The organism is Gelidibacter sp., from assembly GCF_053579655.1.
In genome coordinates, this window is sequence record NZ_JBMDWE010000005.1 from 34,449 (window position 1) to 52,623 (window position 18,175).

Here is an 18,175-nt window from a genome sequence, read left to right on the forward strand (position 1 = left end):
TATATCAAAAAATGAAATCAAAAATAAATGTCTAAAAGTTCATCTAAATTATTTAGTTAGTTAGACTTTAGACATTACAAAACCACTACTAAGCATATTGTTACGTATAATAAAATCTATATTTCATCTAAATCTCGTCTAAAGTTCGTTTAAAATTATAACTATTTAGCTAAACCTCTTATTGTAAAATATATTGGCTATTTCGGAGTGATTGTGCCATTATCCAAACATTTTTTTAAAGTCTTTCGTGAAATAATCTCGTACTGATTCGTTAACTCCCGTAGGTTTGTTATAGAAAAATAAGTTTATTTCAACTTCTTTATCGTGGTACTTTATTGTATGCCCCTTAAAGATATTTTCATAACCCTAGGCTTTATCTTCCGTGTTACCTGTTCCAACAACATTTCCTTTGGGGTCAATGAATTTTATTATCAATTTATCTGAATCTTTTGGTTTAAGCCAAAAAATAAAATCGAAAGAAGTTTCTAAATTCTTGCTCTCGAGTGTCGTAATATGGAATAGATACATTGTCTGTTGTTTCATCTATCTTGGAGAAATACCACCACTCATATTTTTCAAGTTTGTCTCTGTTTTCTTGAAGTTTTTTTAGAAATTCAATTTCTGAAGGAACCCATACAATGTGTTTGAAAAGTTGTTTGTGCGCATCCGAAGTTAGAATGATTGGATTGTAGTAATGCTCAACTAAAAAATCTGTATTTAATTCGAGTTTCAATCCGTTGTAAGTATAGTTGTTCGGTTTATCCTTCCGATTGAATAAATCGAGTTGTTCTTGTAATTGTTGGTCATCGAGTTTTTTTGCAGAATAAGCAGCAATAATATCACTTACTGAATCATATTCGGATTTACTGCCTTTTATTGAGTCAATAATTGCTTGTTCTAATAATTCAAGTTCATTATCAGGTAGGTTATCAACTTCTATTTTTTCAAAATGATTTATTTCAGTTAAAACAGGTTCAAAAGACTTTAAACGCTTAGGTTTCTGATGGAAGTGCTGATTTAAAAGCAAGAGATTATCTATAGGTTTTCGATTTGACTTTGAAATTGTAAAATTGAAATTTGTTTCTACTCTTATTTTTTCTAAAGCTGAAATTAAAGTCTTTGAGACATTGATTGGTGCTTGCATCAATACCACTTTATCTTTTTCACCTGAGCTTGCTCCAACAAATTCTATAAGGTCATTATATTCATCTTTGTTTATTGAATACGCAGGAATGTCTACGATTACCTCTTCATATTTTGGAATAACTAATTCTTGTGGTATGGAAGTCTTTGATATATGCTTTATGGTTTTCCAATCATCAGCATCCTTTTCTCTACTTAAATTTTCAGTAATATTTTTAATTACTTCTTTTTAGTAGCAAACAAAAACAAACTTTCTAACGGTAAGTTCCTTTTCAGAATGTCTGCTTTAGATTTTATGTCTATAAATCTAGAAAGCGTTTGTGTTTCCTCTGGACTTACTATGTAATCAAGACGTTTTCTAATACCCGAAACTGGTTGAATTCTTACTCCACGGCCTATTGCTTGTAATACAAATTTTTGTGCGCCTTCATCTACTCCAATATTGATAAAGTTTACCACATTAGGTCGATTACTGTCCCAGCCTTATGTGAAAATACTTATTTTTTGAGATTTTATGACCAAGCTTACTTTCATTTTTATTTACGTAGCACATTCAATTCCGGGCTTTAATCATATGATTATTTTAATTTGTTATGGTCTTAAGGCTTCCTGATTTAAAAAGGACCTGATGGTTGGTTTGAGGGAATGAAGAGAAAAGTTTTACTAGTGGATTTTTATTTCAAAGAAAATAAGATCCTTGCAGTTGTGATATAGAAGGGTTTGCCAGGATGCGATGTTCGTAATTCTGGAAAGCGCCCATTTAAAGTCCATTCAAAAATTTAATGTGAGTATGAAGCAGTGCCTCACTGAATTAAGAGAATAAAAAAACCCTTCGATTTGAAGGGTTTTAGTGGTCCCACCTGGGCTCGAACCAGGGACCACTTGATTATGAGTCAAGTGCTCTAACCAGCTGAGCTATAGGACCGGTTAAAGAGGATGCAATATTACTACTTATTTTAAAATACTACAACAAATTTAGGATTTTATCTCTTGACATAATTCAATCAAAACACCATTGGTACTTTTGGGATGTAAAAATGCGACCAACTTATTATCAGCGCCTATTTTAGGGGTTTTGTTGAGCACCGTAAAGCCCTCATTTGAAAGCCGTTCTATTTCTGCTTCAATATCATCAACGGCAAAGGCGATGTGATGGATGCCCTCCCCTTTCTTTTCAATAAATTTAGCAATAGGACTATCTGCCGAAGTCGCTTCCAATAATTCTATTTTATTGGGGCCTGTTTCAAAAAAAGAAGTGCGCACACCTTCGCTTTCAACAGCTTCAATTTTATAGTGTGGTTTTCCGAAAAGTGCAGCAAAGATGGCGTTTGAGGCATCTAAATTTTTTACGGCGATTCCTATGTGTTCTATTTTTTTCATAAATAATCCATTTTTCATTCCCACGAAGGTGGGAATCTCATCAATACCTGCGAAGGCAAGTATCTAGTTAATGCAGGCGGGTATCTTGTTTTTGACGGACTGAGAATCTCATTTTAATTAATCAAAAATACAATATTCCTTAAATATGCTCTATTTTTGCAGTCAATAAGCCGTACTTGGCTTTAATTTACTAATTTAAGTCATTGGATCATCCTCTCGATTTATAAAAACAAAACATTTTGGAAGAAAGTCATAGACAGAAAAAAATAGGAGGCATTTTGCAGGAAGACTTGGTTGACGTGCTTCAAGGTGCAGCCACTAAAGGTGGGTTGCGTGGTGTGATTATTTCGGTTAGTAAGGTGAACGTGACGGCCGATTTATCCCTTGCAAAAGTATATTTGAGCATTTTCCCTAATAAGGAAGCTGCCGACCTATTGGTTGGCATTCGATCAAACACGCCGTTAATTCGTCATGAATTGGCACAACGCACCAAACATCAATTGCGTCGCATGCCGAATTTGGAATTTTTTATTGACGATTCACTCGAATATATCGAACGTATCGATAAATCCTTAAGAGGCGAAGACAACCCAATTAAGGATGCTAGTTTATTGGACAAACGTAAAAAGAAGTAATTGAACTTCGCGCTTTACATCGCTAAGCGATACCTCTTTACCAAAAGCAGCAATAATGCCATCAATATCATGACCATTATTGCTGCTTCAGGTGTGGTGGTTGCCGCTGCGGCGTTGTTTGTTGTGCTTTCAGGATTTGCCGGCTTAAAGGATTTTAGCCTTGAATTTTCTTCTTTTGTAGATCCTGACCTTAAAATTCTCCCAGAACAAGGAAAATCGTTCTTGTTGACCGACAAAGATTCAACAGCCTTATCAAAAATTGAAGGGATTGCATCGTATTCAAAAATCATTGAAGAGCGTATTATTATTGAATTTGACAATAAAAACGTGCTGGCATCACTTAAAGGTGTCGATGAAAATTATCTGAAGGTCACCAGCATTGATTCTATGATCATCCAAGGGCAATGGTTTGAAAAAGGCAGTGGCCAACTGGTTTCTGGCTGGGGCATTGCGCACAACCTCTCTTTTGGCGTTTTGGATTATGGAAAGACACTTAGCATTTATGTGCCAAAACCAGGCGTTGGACAAATCAGTTCCATAAGAGGTGCTTTTAACTCATTGAATATGGTCAATATTGGCGTTTTTGATATCAATGAAGATTTGAATAGCACTTACGTTTATACGGATATTGCAAACGCACGTTACTTGATGGATTATGCCAATAATCAAGTGAGCAGTATTGAACTGAAACTCCAACCAAACGCTAATGAAAGCACGGTTAGAAAAGCGATACTAGAGAATTTTGACACCAACGTTATTGTAAAGAATAGAGCACAATTAAATGATGCGCTTTACAAGATGTTGAACACCGAAAATTTGGTGGTGTATCTCATTTTTACTTTGGTCATTATCATCGCACTATTTAATGTGATTGGCGCGTTAATCATGATGATTTTGGACAAAAAGGGCTCTTTGCATACGCTTTATAATATCGGTGCAACAACCAAAGATATTAGACGTGTATTTTTTCTTCAAGGCAGCTTGATGAGTCTTCTTGGTGGATTTGTAGGGGTTTTGATAGGTTTTATCCTTGTAGTTCTGCAACAGCAATTCGCATTAGTGATGATCACGCCTTCACTTCCTTATCCCGTCAAAATTCAAGTCATGAATATTTTGGTTGTTTTAGTAACGATTACGATTTTAGGATTCATTGCCTCTAAAATTGCTTCAGGACGGATTAATGAGACATTGGTGAGGAGCTAGTTTTCAGTTGGCAGTGTTCAGTCAGCAGTTGGCAGTCTCAAGTCTTCGGTCTTCGGTCTTCGGTCTTCGGTCTTTAAAACTAAAATTCTCAAATCAAAAAGACTAAATAATTTTAACTCTCAATTTTCCAATACTTCATCCTCTAAACTTCAAGCTTCGTGCTTCCAACTTCTGGCTTTAAACGAACTCATAGCCAGAAAAAGCTTCCAACACCTCATCAAAAGCTTCATAGACGTTTGCAGCATCATCACTAGAAACCATTTTTGAACGGTATTCTTTAAAGTTTGGAATGCCTTTAAAGTAATTGGTATAATGACGTCTGGTTTCAAAAACACCCAGTTTTTCGCCTTTCCAACCAATCGCCATTTCAAGATGTCGTCGTGCAGCATCCACGCGCTCTTCTAAAGAAATAGGATCCAAATGTTCACCGGTATTAAAAAAGTGTTTCACTTGTTTAAAAAACCAAGGATTCCCAATACTGGCGCGGCCAATCATACAACCATCCAATCCATACACATCGCGCATTTCCATGGCTTTTTCAGGAGTATCCACGTCGCCATTTCCAAATACTGGAATGTGCATCCGTGGATTGTTTTTGACCTCTGCAATGGGTCCCCAATCGGCACTGCCCTTATACATCTGGGCACGTGTGCGTCCATGAATTGAAATTGCTTTACAGCCAACATCTTGCAAGCGTTCGGCTACCTCAAGTATTCTTATGGAATCATGATCCCAACCCAAACGGGTTTTTACGGTAATTGGCAAATTGGTGCGTTTTACCATTTCTGCAGTTAGCTTTTCCATGAGGCACACATCTTTCAAAATACCGGCACCAGCGCCTTTACTCACTACTTTTTTTACGGGACAGCCAAAATTGATGTCAATAATATCTGGGTTGGATTTCTCAACAATATCGATAGTTTGCAACATGCTTTCCAAATTGGCTCCAAAAATCTGAATGCCAACAGGACGTTCGCGTTCGTAGATATCCAATTTCATACGGCTTTTTGCGGCATCCCTGATCAGTCCTTCGCTGGAGATAAACTCCGTATAAACCACATCAGCGCCTTGTTCTTTGCACAAGGCTCTAAATGGTGGATCACTAACATCTTCCATAGGTGCTAACAGCAAAGGAAAATTCGGAAGTTCTATGTCGCCTATTTTTATCACAATTCAGATTTTGATGCAAAATTAATGCTTTTTGAGCAATTGCGGTTTATAAGACCACAGGTTTTGAAACCTGTGAGGTCTAGGTGTTGGATTACTGGTTTTGATCCTTCCCTCTTTAAGCCTTTTATTACAGGCTCAAATCCACTTTCCCTTGAAAAAAGGGAAGGAAGTTTTTGATTTGATTGTAGTCGTAAAATGAGACTAAAACTTAATGCTCCTCCTCTAAAATAATATTTAGTAAATCCTATTTATGACTTTAGAAGTAAAAAAATTGGATTTAATCAGTTGGTTGACAGATAGTAATTTAGATTGGTATGAACAGCTTTCAAATGAACACAAATCACAAATTGACCTGTAATTTTAACCTAATTATTATGAATTTAAAAGACCTCACAGGTTTTAAAAACCTGTGAGGTCTAGGTGAATTAATACTGGCTTAAAACCACCTTCCTTTGAAAAAAGGGAAGGAAGTTTTTGATCTCCTTAAAACGTCAAATCTTTCTCAATCTTCTCACCTTTTCTATCGATAATAACTTTGGTACGATCCCCTTCTTTAAAAACCGAAAGCGCTCGCATATAGCCATACATATCGGTGATTATACTGTCGCCCAGCTTAATAACAATATCGCCCTTTAGCAATCCTGCTCTTGAGCCTGGCGTGTCTTCTCTCGTGCCATCAATCCGCATGCCTTTACCATCAAATAAATAATCGGGCACCACACCTAACCCGACTTTAAAACGAGGTGTTTCTTCACTTTCATTCTTGGTTTTCCTGAATGCCAATTTTCCGCTGTTGTCCAATTCTGTAATGACCTCAAAAATATAGTCTGAAATGAGTTCCATGCCTTTAAAATTCAACTTATCATAGTCATCGCTTGGTTTGTGATAATCTTCATGCTGACCCGTAAAAAAGTGAAGTACGGGAATATCACTTAAATAAAACGAGGTATGGTCAGAAGGTCCAACGCCAGATTCATTATCTATCAATTTAAAGCTTTTGTTAGCCGCCTGCAGCACTTGCTTAAAACGAGGCGAGGTTCCTGTGCCATAAACGGCGAGCGTGCCATCTTCTTTCAAACGTCCAACCATGTCCATATTAATCATATAATTGACGGTTGCGATATCAATCGTCGGATTTTTTACAAAAAAATTGCTTCCCAACAAGCCCATTTCTTCACCTGAAAAAGCTATAAATAAGTAGTTATTATGCGTATTGCCCTTGGTCAATTTCAATGCTAAATTCAAAAGAACAGCAACACCACTAGCATTATCATCAGCACCATTATGAATGGCTTTATCCCTTTCACGGTACAACGAACCTTCGCCGCCATAACCCAAATGGTCATAATGCGCGCCAATAATAACGGTGTTTTTGGCGTGATTATCAATATATGCCAGCACATTGATCCCGGTAATTGTGTTATCAGTAGTTTTAGCGTCATAAAACACTTCACTATGCGGATCTTTTTTAGGTTTAAAACTAAAGTATTGGTAAAAACCATTGCTTCCCTTAGGTTGTAATCCGAGGGCTTTAAAGCGTTCTGAAATATAGGCGACTGCTTTCTTCTCGCCATTGGTCCCAGTTTCCCGACCTTCATAAGCATCGGAAGCCAAGACGGAAACATCAGTCTCCATACTTATTTCTTCAATAACTTCTTGCTTACAAGATGCTATTAAAACTAAAAACAGACTCCATATTATAAATTTCATAATTTTATATGTTAATTTTATATAAAACTAAGAAAAATCCAACTAAAGCTCTATGATTTCGACAATCTTGTATCTAAACTATTTTCTATGAAAAATATCCTTTTTATTGCTATAATCGCTACGCTTATTTTTTCATGTAAAAACGATAAGGAATCCTTTAACACAACAGTTAAAAAACTTGAAAGAACAGCTTCAGATTCTCTGATTTATCCCGAAGAAAAACATTTCAAATCCTTAAAACAAATCACTTTTGGCGGCGATAATGCAGAAGCCTATTGGAGTTTTGATGACAAGCAATTGGTTTTCCAATCCAATAATCCCAAATGGAATGTCCACTGTGACCAAATGTTTTTGATGAATGCTGACGACACGTTTAAAGATAAAATACCACCTATGATCAGCACTGGAAAAGGCAGAACCACCTGTGCTTACTTTTTGCCTGACAATAAACATATTGTTTATGCCTCCACGCATCTTGGTAATGATAAATGCCCGGAAACACCATTGAAAAAGGATGGGAAATATATTTGGCCCATCTATGATTCCTATGATATTTTTGTGGCCGATTTGGAAGGCAATATTACCGCACAATTGACCCATGAAAAAGGTTATGATGCAGAAGCCACCGTATCCCCAAAAGGCGATAAAATCGTATTTACCTCTACTCGAAATGGCGATATCGATTTGTACACCATGAACATTGATGGCTCAGATGTCAAACAGATAACCTTCGAATTGGGCTATGATGGCGGTGCTTTCTTTTCTCCTGATGGCACAAAAATCATCTTCCGTTCGTCGCGTCCTAAAACTGAGGACGACATCGCAGAATACAAAAGTCTCCTGAAAGAAGGATTGGTGCAGCCCACTGAGATGGAACTGTACATTTGCAATGCCGATGGTAGTGATTTAAGACAATTAACCCACCTCGGAAATGCCAATTGGAGTCCATTTTTTTTACCGGACGGCAAACGGATTATTTTCTCTTCAAATTTTGAATCCGAGCGCGGATTTCCATTCAGTTTGTACATTATAGGCATTGATGGCAAGGGCTTGGAGCGCGTTACCCATAGCGAAACGTTTGATGCCTTCCCCGTATTTTCAAACGATGGCAAAAAACTGATGTTCTCTTCCAACAGAAACAACGGCGGTGGCCACGATACTAATTTATTTGTTGCAGAATGGCAGGATTAATTGAACAGACTGACCGATTTAACTATTTTTTCTCCAATCGTTCAGTTTCCTGTTGCGATGTGACACGTTCGTTAGTCTTTAAATTAGTGTTACCAAATTTATATCGAAATCCTAATTTGACGGTTCTTGTATCCTGATCATAAAACGTGGTATTGTTCTGATTTAAATAGCGTGATTTAAATGTGAAATCCTGTTTATTAAAAAGGTCAGAAATCACTAAGGACACCGATGCCTTATTTTTTAAAATGGTTTTAGAAATGGTTAAATTTGAAAATAATACCTCATTGATTTCCCGAAAACCTCTAATGGATTTGCTCATGTAAGTTAACGAGAGATTGGCGTTCAAACTTTTATCCTTTAAGAAGGTGATATCATTGCTCAATGCGGTATAATTTGACCATAAATCTTTCTCGTATTCCAAACCATCAATGGTGCCTCGATCCCGAGTGTTGTAAAATGAGGTCACAAAATAAACGGACCAGTTTTCGATTAGATCAAAATAGGTAACGAAGTCAAACCCATACTCGATGGTAGATTTAAGATTAAATGGTGTATAGGTAATTCTTTTGTTGACATTATCCTGAAGTGTCAACTCGAAAATATTGTTATCAGAAGCTTTATAATAGGCTTCCACAGTATAAAGTCCGTTCAAAAATGAAGTTCCAAGTATGGCCCGATTCACAATAATGGGCTTTAAATCAGGATTTCCTGTAACAACAGTCACATCATTCAAATAAAACTGAAACGGATTTAAATCCTGATAATCAGGACGTTGAATACTTCGTTTGTAATTAGAATATAACGAGAAATTATCCGAAAAAGCATAAGTTAGACTTGCTGTTGGAAACCAGTCCAAATAATCCTGGTTATTGGTTACGTTATCAATAACGGAGTAGCCTTTAGCATTGGTTTGCTCAACACGTAATCCCGCAATCAAACTGAGTTTCTCCCACTCTTTTGAAAAATTAACATAACCTCCATAAATGGATTCATCATAGGTATAAACATCCGTATTATTGGCGTCAATGGTTTCGGCCCCATTAACACTATTAAACTGTGTAATATCACTAGCCGTCTTTATGTTTGAACCTTTGCCGCCTATTTCAAGATTTGCAGAGTCATCAATTGGTAAATTATAATCAATTTTTGCGGTATAGATTTCAGTGTCCTGATGGTTTTCGGTTCTAAAAGCTGATGTGTCCAAAAAGCTGCCATCATTTGCAAAATAATTACTTTTTACATTCTGATTGCGATTGTAATTATAGGTCGTAAAATGGGCATTCGCTGAAAGTTTCTCACCCGATTTCTCAAATTTGTGTACATAATCGAGGTCAAAACCTAAATTGTACTTATCGTCTTTTGAAATATTATTGGCATCAAAATAATAATTCAAATTCTGACTGGCATCCAATACATGCGTGTTATTCTTTATTTTATAGTCAAAATAAGGAAGCACCAGCATGTTTGAAGATAAACTCAATGTGTTTTTTTCATTGATGTTATAATCAAAATTGAAATTGAAATTATGAGTTTTTGACCATGTGTTTCGGTTGGTAGTGGATTTAAAAATTTCATCAATAGTGTTATTAAAATCCAGATAATTAACCACTTCATCTTGGTCTCTATTGATTTTATCTTGGGAATAGGCATAATTCGCGAAAAAATCAATTTTTTCATTTTTAAAAAAATGGCTCATTCCCGCATCATATCTCGGGAAAACGCCTTGAGTGAAATTGCCGAACACATTTCCCCTATATCCAGTGACCAAGTTTTTACTCATCACAATATTGATCACTGCACCGCTGGACGCATCATATTTAGCGGAGGGATTGGTAATCACTTCTACTGATTTTAATGAATTTGCCGATGAGCTTTGTAGTAATTGCATCAATTCCTCCCCGCTTAAATGCACTTTCTTATCATTGATATACACCGTTGGTTTGGCATTTTTTACCTGAATATTGTTGTCCATGACCAAAATACCAGGCGTACTTTGAAGTACCTCAAACATATTGCCTTCAATTAAGGCGGTGTTTTCAATATTAAAAACCAAACGATCGGCTAATTTTTTTAAGGTGGGCCTTTTAACGCTAATATTTATTTCATCCAATTGTTCTGACGCCTCGTTCAAAACAATAGTTCCCATTTCGACCGATTGATCGACCAAAACAGATTTATAAATATCCGTATAGCCCATAAAACTAAACTTGAACACATATTTATCTGACGCTAATCTATCGAGCATAAAAAAGCCCTTATCATTGCTTGAAACCCCTCTTACAATGGAGGAGTCTTGGGCTTTCATTACAATGACATGAGCAAATGCAATGGGCTGTTGCTCACGATCGTGAACAAATCCAGAAACCGAATACTCTTGTGAAAAACCTACGGTTGTTGACAGAACAGCGCACAAAAATAAGCAGAGGTAAATAAGGGGTTTCAAGTTAGTTTAAGTTTAGACCTGCAATATATACATTGTTTTAGAATTTTTTTTATGGTATTTCCGTAATTGTTAATGTTTTTAGGTACATAAAAAACAACCAAAAGCGCAATAAATCAGTTATATTTGCAAATTAGTTAGCCCATTTATTTTTATGAAGAACATTAGAAATTTTTGTATTATAGCACATATCGATCATGGTAAAAGTACACTTGCCGATCGCTTATTGGATTTTACGGGTACTGTAACGGATCGTGAGAAACAAAACCAACTTTTGGATAGTATGGATTTGGAGCGTGAGCGTGGCATTACCATTAAATCCCATGCCATACAAATGGAATACACCTATGAAGGTGAAAAATACATTCTTAATCTAATTGATACTCCTGGGCACGTTGACTTTTCTTATGAAGTTTCACGTTCCATTGCGGCATGTGAAGGTGCTTTGCTTATTGTTGATGCAGCGCAAAGCATTCAGGCGCAAACTATTTCAAATTTATATTTGGCTTTAGAGAATGATTTAGAAATTATTCCCATCTTAAATAAAGTGGATTTACCAAGTGCCAATATTGAAGAAGTTACAGATGATATCGTTGATTTATTGGGCTGTAAACGTGAAGACATCATTCACGCCAGTGGTAAAACAGGCTTTGGAGTAGATAATATATTAGCGGCGGTTATTGCCCGTATTCCGGCTCCAAAAGGAGATGTCAATGCACCTTTACAGGCTTTGATTTTTGACTCAGTATATAATACTTTTAGAGGTATTGAAACTTATTTTAGAGTATTTAACGGTGAAATTAAAAAAGGACAGAAAATTAAATTTGTCGCTACCGACAAAGAATATTACGCTGATGAAGTGGGTACCTTAAAACTCACACAAGTTGCAAAACAAAGCGTTAAAGCTGGCGATGTTGGGTATTTGATAACTGGAATCAAAACAGCAAAAGAAGTCAAAGTAGGAGATACCATTACCGATTTTGCAAATCCAACCACCAATATTGTGGAAGGATTTGAGGACGTCAAACCGATGGTATTTGCCGGGATTTATCCTGTGGATACTGAAGATTATGAAGAGCTTCGAAACTCCATGGAAAAATTACAATTAAACGATGCGTCCTTAGTGTTTGCAACAGAAAGTTCAGCGGCTTTGGGCTTCGGTTTCCGTTGTGGTTTCTTGGGGATGCTGCACATGGAAATTATCCAAGAACGTTTGGAGCGTGAGTTTGACATGACCGTCATTACCACAGTACCTAACGTGTCGTACAATGCTTATACCAATAAAAACCCAGATGTTCCTTTTGTAGTCAACAACCCGTCCGACTTGCCTGATCCGTCAACCGTCAATCGCGTTGAAGAGCCGTATATTAAGGCTACCATAATCACAAAAGCTGATTATGTGGGTAACGTCATGTCCTTATGTATTGAAAAAAGAGGGATTGTGGTCAACCAGACCTATTTGACAACAGAACGTGTGGAACTCACTTTTGATATGCCATTGGCAGAAATTGTTTTCGATTTTTACGACCGATTAAAAACAGTGTCAAAAGGTTATGCCTCTTTTGATTACCATCCTTCAGGCATGAGAACCTCAAAATTGGTGCGTTTAGATATTTTATTAAACGGACAACCTGTTGATGCACTTTCGGCTTTAATTCACGCCGATAATGCACAGGATATCGGTAAAAAAATGTGTGAAAAACTGAGAGAATTGATCCCACGTCAGCAATTTGATATTCCTATTCAAGCTGCGGTGGGTGCTAAAATCATCTCAAGAGAAACCATAAAAGCACTTCGTAAAGACGTTACTGCCAAATGTTATGGTGGGGATATTTCACGTAAACGTAAACTTCTTGAAAAACAGAAAAAAGGTAAAAAACGTATGCGTTTGGTAGGGAATGTTGAAATTCCACAACAAGCGTTTATGGCGGTTTTGAAATTGAACGACTAAATTCATGTTCAGTTACTGAGCATGCCGAAGTAAAAGCAGAAATCATTAGCTTCATCGAAGCTCATCGTATCAATTGAAGGCGATAGCATCTCATAAATACTCCTTTCTTCCTTAATTTTATAAATGAAATATTCCTGCAGTGACAGGAATATTTCGTTTTTAAAATATTTAAAACTGAATAATTGGTAATTCTTCATCAGTTTCCATCCTAAAAACTGCAAGGCTCTAATTCCACAAAATGCAATTTAAAACCCTGATTCTGAAGGTTCATCTCACATATCTAAATATATTTTGAGCGAACTGATTATAATGCAAATTTAGACAGTTCATTCCATAGCATCATAATAGCAGCGTGAACTGTCCTAGACACTCTAACAATTTATTTAAATTATATTCATGTAATGTGCTCAATTATTTTGTAGTTTTAAAGAACTTATAAAACCAACCAATGAACATATTTCATCTTAGTGCTGAATGCTATCCTATTGCCAAAGTTGGAGGATTGGGTGATGTCGTGGGAGCACTTCCAAAATATCAGAATCAATTGGGTGAGACCAGCAGTGTCATCATGCCATTTTATAATAATAAGTTTACCGATTCAAATACCTTCAAAAAAGTGTTTAGCGGACGGTTCAATTTAGGACGAACTTTTGATTTTGATATTCTTACACTTACAGACAATACCTTGGGCTATGATCTTTATTTGGTTCATATTCCAGGATTACTTTACACGGATTATGTCTATTCTTCCGCTGATACGGAACGCTTTTTAGGCTTTCAAATTGCCGCGTTGGATTGGTTGGTGCAATTGAAACAAAAGCCTGATATAGTGCACTGTCATGACCATCATACCGGGTTGATTCCTTTCATGATGTCGCAATCGTATGCCTATCATAAATTGAAAATGACGCCTTCGGTCTTTACGATCCATAACGGACAATATCAAGGTTGGTTCAGCCATAATAAAATACATCTCATTCCTCCCTTTGACTTTTCTAAAGCCGGATTATTAGATTGGAAACATCAAATCAATCCGATGGCATCGGCCTTAAAATGTGCTTGGAAAGTGACTACAGTTTCTCCCAATTATATGGAAGAACTCAAATACGCTGCCAATGGTTTGGAAGATTTATTGCGCTACGAAAGTGACAAATGTGTAGGGATTTTGAATGGTATTGATGACAAGGTTTGGGATCCCGCGACGGATGATAGTTTAATTCAAAATTATACTGTAAAAACCGTAACCTCTGGTAAGAAAGCCAACAAAGAATGGCTCTGTAAAGAGTTTAATCTTAATCCAGAGCTTCCGTTATTTGCATTTATTGGACGCTTAGTGGGGGAGAAAGGCGCTGATCTATTACCTGATATTTTCAATAATTCACTCGTCCATAAAAACCTTTCTATTTTTATGTTGGGCTCAGGAGATGCTTCGGTCGAACATGAATTGGATGAGCTTAAATTCCGTTATCCGGGCTACTACAATACGTATATTGGCTACAATGAGCGTTTAGCACACATTGTTTACGCTGCCGCAGATTTTCTAGTGATGCCATCACACGTAGAACCTTGTGGGCTAAACCAGATGTACGCTTTACGCTATGGCACCGTGCCGATTGTTAATAAAGTGGGCGGCTTGAAAGACACCGTTCAAGATTTTGATGATAAGGGTTTTGGCATCCTACATGATGGTGCTACAGTCCATGAAGGCAGTTTTGCCATTCATAGAGCCATTAACTTTTATAACGATGTGGAACGATTCAAAAAGAACCGTAACTTAATCATGAAAATTGACCATTCTTGGGACACCTCAGCTCAAGCCTATATTAATCTCTATAATTCTTTAATCCTATAACTATGTACCACGACAATGTAATTTCTATCATTTTGGGTGGTGGACAAGGCTCACGACTGTATCCACTAACTGCAACACGTTCAAAGCCAGCGGTTCCTATTGCCGGAAAATATAGATTGGTGGATATTCCTATATCTAACTGTATCAATTCCGAAATCAAACGCATGTTTGTATTGACACAGTTTAACTCTGCCTCGTTAAACAAGCATATTAAAAACACTTATCATTTCAGTTTCTTCAGTCAAGCGTTTGTTGACGTTTTGGCTGCGGAACAGACGATGTCAAGCGCAGCTTGGTATCAAGGTACTGCAGATGCCGTACGTCAAAATATGCACCATTTTTTAAACTATGAGTTTGAGTACGCACTGATCCTATCCGGCGACCAGTTATACCAAATGGATTTTAACAAAATGTTGGATGCTCATATCGCCAGTAATGCTGAAATAACCATAGCTACCTTGCCAGTAATCGAAAAGGAGGCAACGTCTTTCGGGATTTTAAAAACAGATGAGAACAGCATCATTACTTCTTTTATAGAAAAACCAGATGCGAGTTTATTACCGGAATGGACTTCAGAAGTTAGTGATAGTATGAAAGCGCAAGGGCGAAATCATTTAGCTTCAATGGGAATTTACATCTTTAATAGACAGCTCCTTATTGACCTTATGAAAAACCCTGATACCAACGATTTTGGTAAGGAGATTATACCGCAATCTATTGAGAAGCATAAAACCTTGAGCTATCCATTTGAAGGCTATTGGACGGACATTGGAAACGTGGATTCATTTTTTGAAGCCAATTTAGGTCTAACCGATGATATTCCACAATTTGATTTATTCAATGGTAAAAACCGCATTTATACAAGGGCGCGGATGCTCCCAACTTCAAAAATAAGCGGAACTACATTGAATAAAGCAGTTATCGCCGATGGTTGCATCATCAATGCAGGTAAAATAGAGCATTCCGTCATTGGTATTCGTTCAAGAATAGGGCATGAATCAACCATTATTAACACTTATATGATGGGTAGCGATCGTTACCAAACGTATGAGGAAGTGACCTCTAAAACAGAAATTCCGATGGGTATCGGGGAGCGCTGTTTTATCAAAAACGCTATTATCGATAAAAATTGTCGTATTGGAAATGATGTTAGAATCAACGTCGATGCCAATTCAAAAGACATTGAAACCGATACTTATGTGATCAGACAAGGGATTGTAGTCGTCAAAAAAGGTGCTGTCATTCCGCATGGCACGGTCATTTAAATAGGATTATATTTTATTATAATATCCGAGAAAAGAATCAAGACCGCTTCGCTTTTAAAATCAAGCACAAACCCGCCTGAATGACACAGTCGGGCAGGGACAAAATTCTTTAAACAAGGCCAGTAAGGTCTCTATCTTAATCTCATCAGCACAATGTCCTATGAAAACCGAGTTTTATAAAATAAAATGAATTTCAATCGGACAAAAATTATATTTTAACTAAAGGAGCCTCAATCATTATCATTTGAGGCTTCTTCATTTTCATGAGTTGACGTTTTTTCCTTCTGAATTTTTTCTACATCAAAAGGTTTTCCTAAATAAACCAACTTCCAACCTTCGGTAAATTCTTCATCGTCTTTATTAATAGTCGCTATGAGGTGCAATTCATCGGATTCATCTTTTAAAAACATCGGAATAATATCGTCGTCTTTACCACTGAGTACCATTAAACTTTCGTAATGCTCTTTATTTAGTATGTCAATTTCATTTATGGATGGGTATTTTCTTGTGGTTTCTGTAAGCGACATATATCCATCGGTTTTGATAAATAGATTCCCAGTTGGCTTAAAATCAGGATCACTTAATTCATCAGAAGATATTAATCGAAAGGCGCCATTCGCACCAAATTCTTTTCCATATTGATCAATGAAAAACTGATTGATATCGGAGTTTGCCGTCATCGCAATAATATAACCGACATCATTCAATTCGATGTTGTCACTTAAGGAATCAGAATATATATTGAAATTGAGCGCTTCCAAACCGAGTTCCTGGGCTTGGTTAATATTGCTTTGATTGTTATCAATAAGCACGACATGTCGTCCGTTTTTTTCCAAATAATTTGCAATTAAACGGGATGCTTTAGATGCTCCCACAATGAGAATACCAGTTGATTTTTTAAGAAATACACCCAATTTTTTAGACACAAATCGAGCAGTGGTGGCATTTAATAAAACAGTTCCCAAGACAATCATAAACACCAATGGCGTAATAAATTCGGCATCTTCAAAACCATTTCTCGCCAATTTTAATCCAAATAAAGAAGCAATTCCAGCTGCCACAATACCTCGAGGACCTACCCAACTGATGAAAATTTTCTCATTGCGCTCAAAGGTCGAATTACGGGTACTTAAAAACACGCCTATTGGCCTGAGCACAAATACGACAATGGCGAAGAGCGCAACCATATTCCCATTAAAAACTAACATTAAATCTTCCATATTGATGTTGGCCGCAAGCAAGATGAATAGGATGGAAACCAACAAAATACTTAAGGATTCCTTGAAATATAATAATTCCTTGAGATAAGGCGAATTGGAATTTCCCAAAATCATTCCCATAACCACAACCGCCAACAAACCCGATTCATGTGCAAAAACATCGGCCAGCACAAATACGCCCAGAACGCTCGCCAGCGCGAAAACATTGAGGAGATAATGCGGAATAAAATGTTTGTTCAAGACAAAATTGAGTCCGTGGGCAAAAGCAAATCCAAACGTGCTTCCAAACAAAACAATCTTTCCAAACTCTATAAATGCTGTTTTGGTAAAAGCACCGCCAACATCCACACTTATAAATTCGAATACCAATACCGCCACCAGAGCACCAATAGGATCGATAAGGATACCTTCCCATCGCAAGACTGCGGACACATCTTGTTTTAAAGGAATATGTCTTAAAATAGGTGTAATCACCGTGGGGCCTGTAACCATGATTAATGCCGAAAACAGAAACGACATTTCCCAACTAAGATAAAATAAATAATGTGCTGCAATTGCAGCGCCAAAAAAGGTCACAATGGAACCAATGGTAATCAATTTAGTAATTACAGGCCCTACATTTTTAATTTCCTTGACGCGTAAAGTCAGCCCGCCTTCAAAAAGAATGATACTGATGGAAAGAGACACAAAATAAAAAAGACTCTCTCCCGGAAAAAGTCCGTTTTTGCCGTTATATATCGGTTCAATCCATTTGCTGCCATCACTGGAAAGATATTCAGCAGCAATTGGACCTACTAAAAGACCAATTAAAATTAGGGGAAGAATAGCTGGAATTTTCAATTTCCAAGCGACCCATTGTGCCAATATTCCTAATATGACTAATCCTGATAGTTCAACCATATAATTGCTTTATCTTTCTTTTGTAAGTAGTAAAGTTATTTTTTTTTGGTTTAATCTGACGTAAAAAATATCACAAAACTGAAATGTTTTGTTTGAAAGACAAAGGATTGGCAAT

The 18,175-nt window shown here is 36.8% G+C and carries 13 protein-coding genes and 1 tRNA gene; 6 read left to right on the plus strand and 8 right to left on the minus strand.

Going from position 1 to position 18,175, the window contains the following annotated elements; genetic code table 11:
* Window positions 1-454: 454 nt before the first annotated feature.
* From ACOH2D_RS04095 to mce, 4 genes are all read right to left on the minus strand, one after another.
* Window positions 455-1,144 carry a hypothetical protein gene (locus ACOH2D_RS04095; protein WP_348034720.1) on the minus strand — a complete coding sequence of 230 codons (690 nt, stop codon included), beginning with the start codon at window positions 1,142-1,144 and terminating at the stop codon, window positions 455-457.
* 218 nt (window positions 1,145-1,362) lie between these two features.
* Window positions 1,363-1,602: a hypothetical protein gene (locus tag ACOH2D_RS04100; protein ID WP_348034719.1), complete on the minus strand. Its 240-nt coding sequence runs from the start codon at window positions 1,600-1,602 to the stop codon at window positions 1,363-1,365.
* Window positions 1,603-1,994: 392 nt separating this feature from the next.
* Window positions 1,995-2,068: transfer RNA gene (locus ACOH2D_RS04105), tRNA-Ile, on the minus strand.
* 50 nt (window positions 2,069-2,118) lie between these two features.
* Window positions 2,119-2,523 carry a methylmalonyl-CoA epimerase gene (mce, locus tag ACOH2D_RS04110; RefSeq protein WP_449534443.1) on the minus strand — a complete coding sequence of 135 codons (405 nt, stop codon included), beginning with the start codon at window positions 2,521-2,523 and terminating at the stop codon, window positions 2,119-2,121.
* Between the two features lie 239 nt (window positions 2,524-2,762).
* Between mce and rbfA the strand changes: the two genes are divergently transcribed.
* Together rbfA and ACOH2D_RS04120 are read left to right on the plus strand one after the other, a co-directional pair.
* The gene (gene rbfA / locus ACOH2D_RS04115) at window positions 2,763-3,158 is read left to right on the plus strand and encodes a 30S ribosome-binding factor RbfA (RefSeq protein WP_449534444.1); all 396 of its coding nucleotides are present in this window, start codon (window positions 2,763-2,765) and stop codon (window positions 3,156-3,158) included.
* Complete coding sequence (locus ACOH2D_RS04120) at window positions 3,159-4,361, plus strand: ABC transporter permease (RefSeq protein WP_449534445.1); 1,203 nt, start codon at window positions 3,159-3,161, stop codon at window positions 4,359-4,361.
* A 177-nt stretch (window positions 4,362-4,538) separates the two neighbouring features.
* Here the strand turns inward: ACOH2D_RS04120 and dusB are convergent, their stop codons facing one another.
* Window positions 4,539-5,531 (minus strand): tRNA dihydrouridine synthase DusB, encoded by a 993-nt coding sequence (gene dusB / locus ACOH2D_RS04125; protein WP_449534446.1) that lies wholly within the window; start codon window positions 5,529-5,531, stop codon window positions 4,539-4,541.
* A 483-nt stretch (window positions 5,532-6,014) separates the two neighbouring features.
* Window positions 6,015-7,241, minus strand: coding sequence for a M28 family peptidase (locus tag ACOH2D_RS04130; protein WP_449534447.1), 1,227 nt, complete (start codon window positions 7,239-7,241; stop codon window positions 6,015-6,017).
* Between the two features lie 87 nt (window positions 7,242-7,328).
* On the opposite strand from ACOH2D_RS04130, the gene ACOH2D_RS04135 reads away from it, so the two are divergent.
* Window positions 7,329-8,432 (plus strand): TolB family protein, encoded by a 1,104-nt coding sequence (locus ACOH2D_RS04135; RefSeq protein ID WP_348035568.1) that lies wholly within the window; start codon window positions 7,329-7,331, stop codon window positions 8,430-8,432.
* Window positions 8,433-8,454: 22 nt separating this feature from the next.
* Here the strand turns inward: ACOH2D_RS04135 and ACOH2D_RS04140 are convergent, their stop codons facing one another.
* Window positions 8,455-10,875 (minus strand): outer membrane beta-barrel family protein, encoded by a 2,421-nt coding sequence (locus ACOH2D_RS04140; RefSeq protein ID WP_348035567.1) that lies wholly within the window; start codon window positions 10,873-10,875, stop codon window positions 8,455-8,457.
* Window positions 10,876-11,026: 151 nt separating this feature from the next.
* Here ACOH2D_RS04140 and lepA point away from each other — a divergent pair, with 151 nt between their 5' ends.
* From lepA to ACOH2D_RS04155, 3 genes are all read left to right on the plus strand, one after another.
* On the plus strand, window positions 11,027-12,823 hold the full coding sequence (gene lepA / locus ACOH2D_RS04145; protein ID WP_348035565.1) for a translation elongation factor 4: 1,797 nt from the start codon (window positions 11,027-11,029) through the stop codon (window positions 12,821-12,823).
* Window positions 12,824-13,271: 448 nt separating this feature from the next.
* Window positions 13,272-14,675 carry a glycogen synthase gene (locus tag ACOH2D_RS04150; RefSeq protein WP_449534448.1) on the plus strand — a complete coding sequence of 468 codons (1,404 nt, stop codon included), beginning with the start codon at window positions 13,272-13,274 and terminating at the stop codon, window positions 14,673-14,675.
* Between the two features lie 2 nt (window positions 14,676-14,677).
* The gene (locus tag ACOH2D_RS04155) at window positions 14,678-15,940 is read left to right on the plus strand and encodes a glucose-1-phosphate adenylyltransferase (protein ID WP_348035559.1); all 1,263 of its coding nucleotides are present in this window, start codon (window positions 14,678-14,680) and stop codon (window positions 15,938-15,940) included.
* A gap of 230 nt (window positions 15,941-16,170) precedes the next feature.
* On the opposite strand, the gene ACOH2D_RS04160 is transcribed toward ACOH2D_RS04155, so the two are convergent.
* Complete coding sequence (locus tag ACOH2D_RS04160; RefSeq protein WP_449534449.1) at window positions 16,171-18,060, minus strand: cation:proton antiporter; 1,890 nt, start codon at window positions 18,058-18,060, stop codon at window positions 16,171-16,173.
* Between the last annotated feature and the right edge of the window lie 115 nt (window positions 18,061-18,175).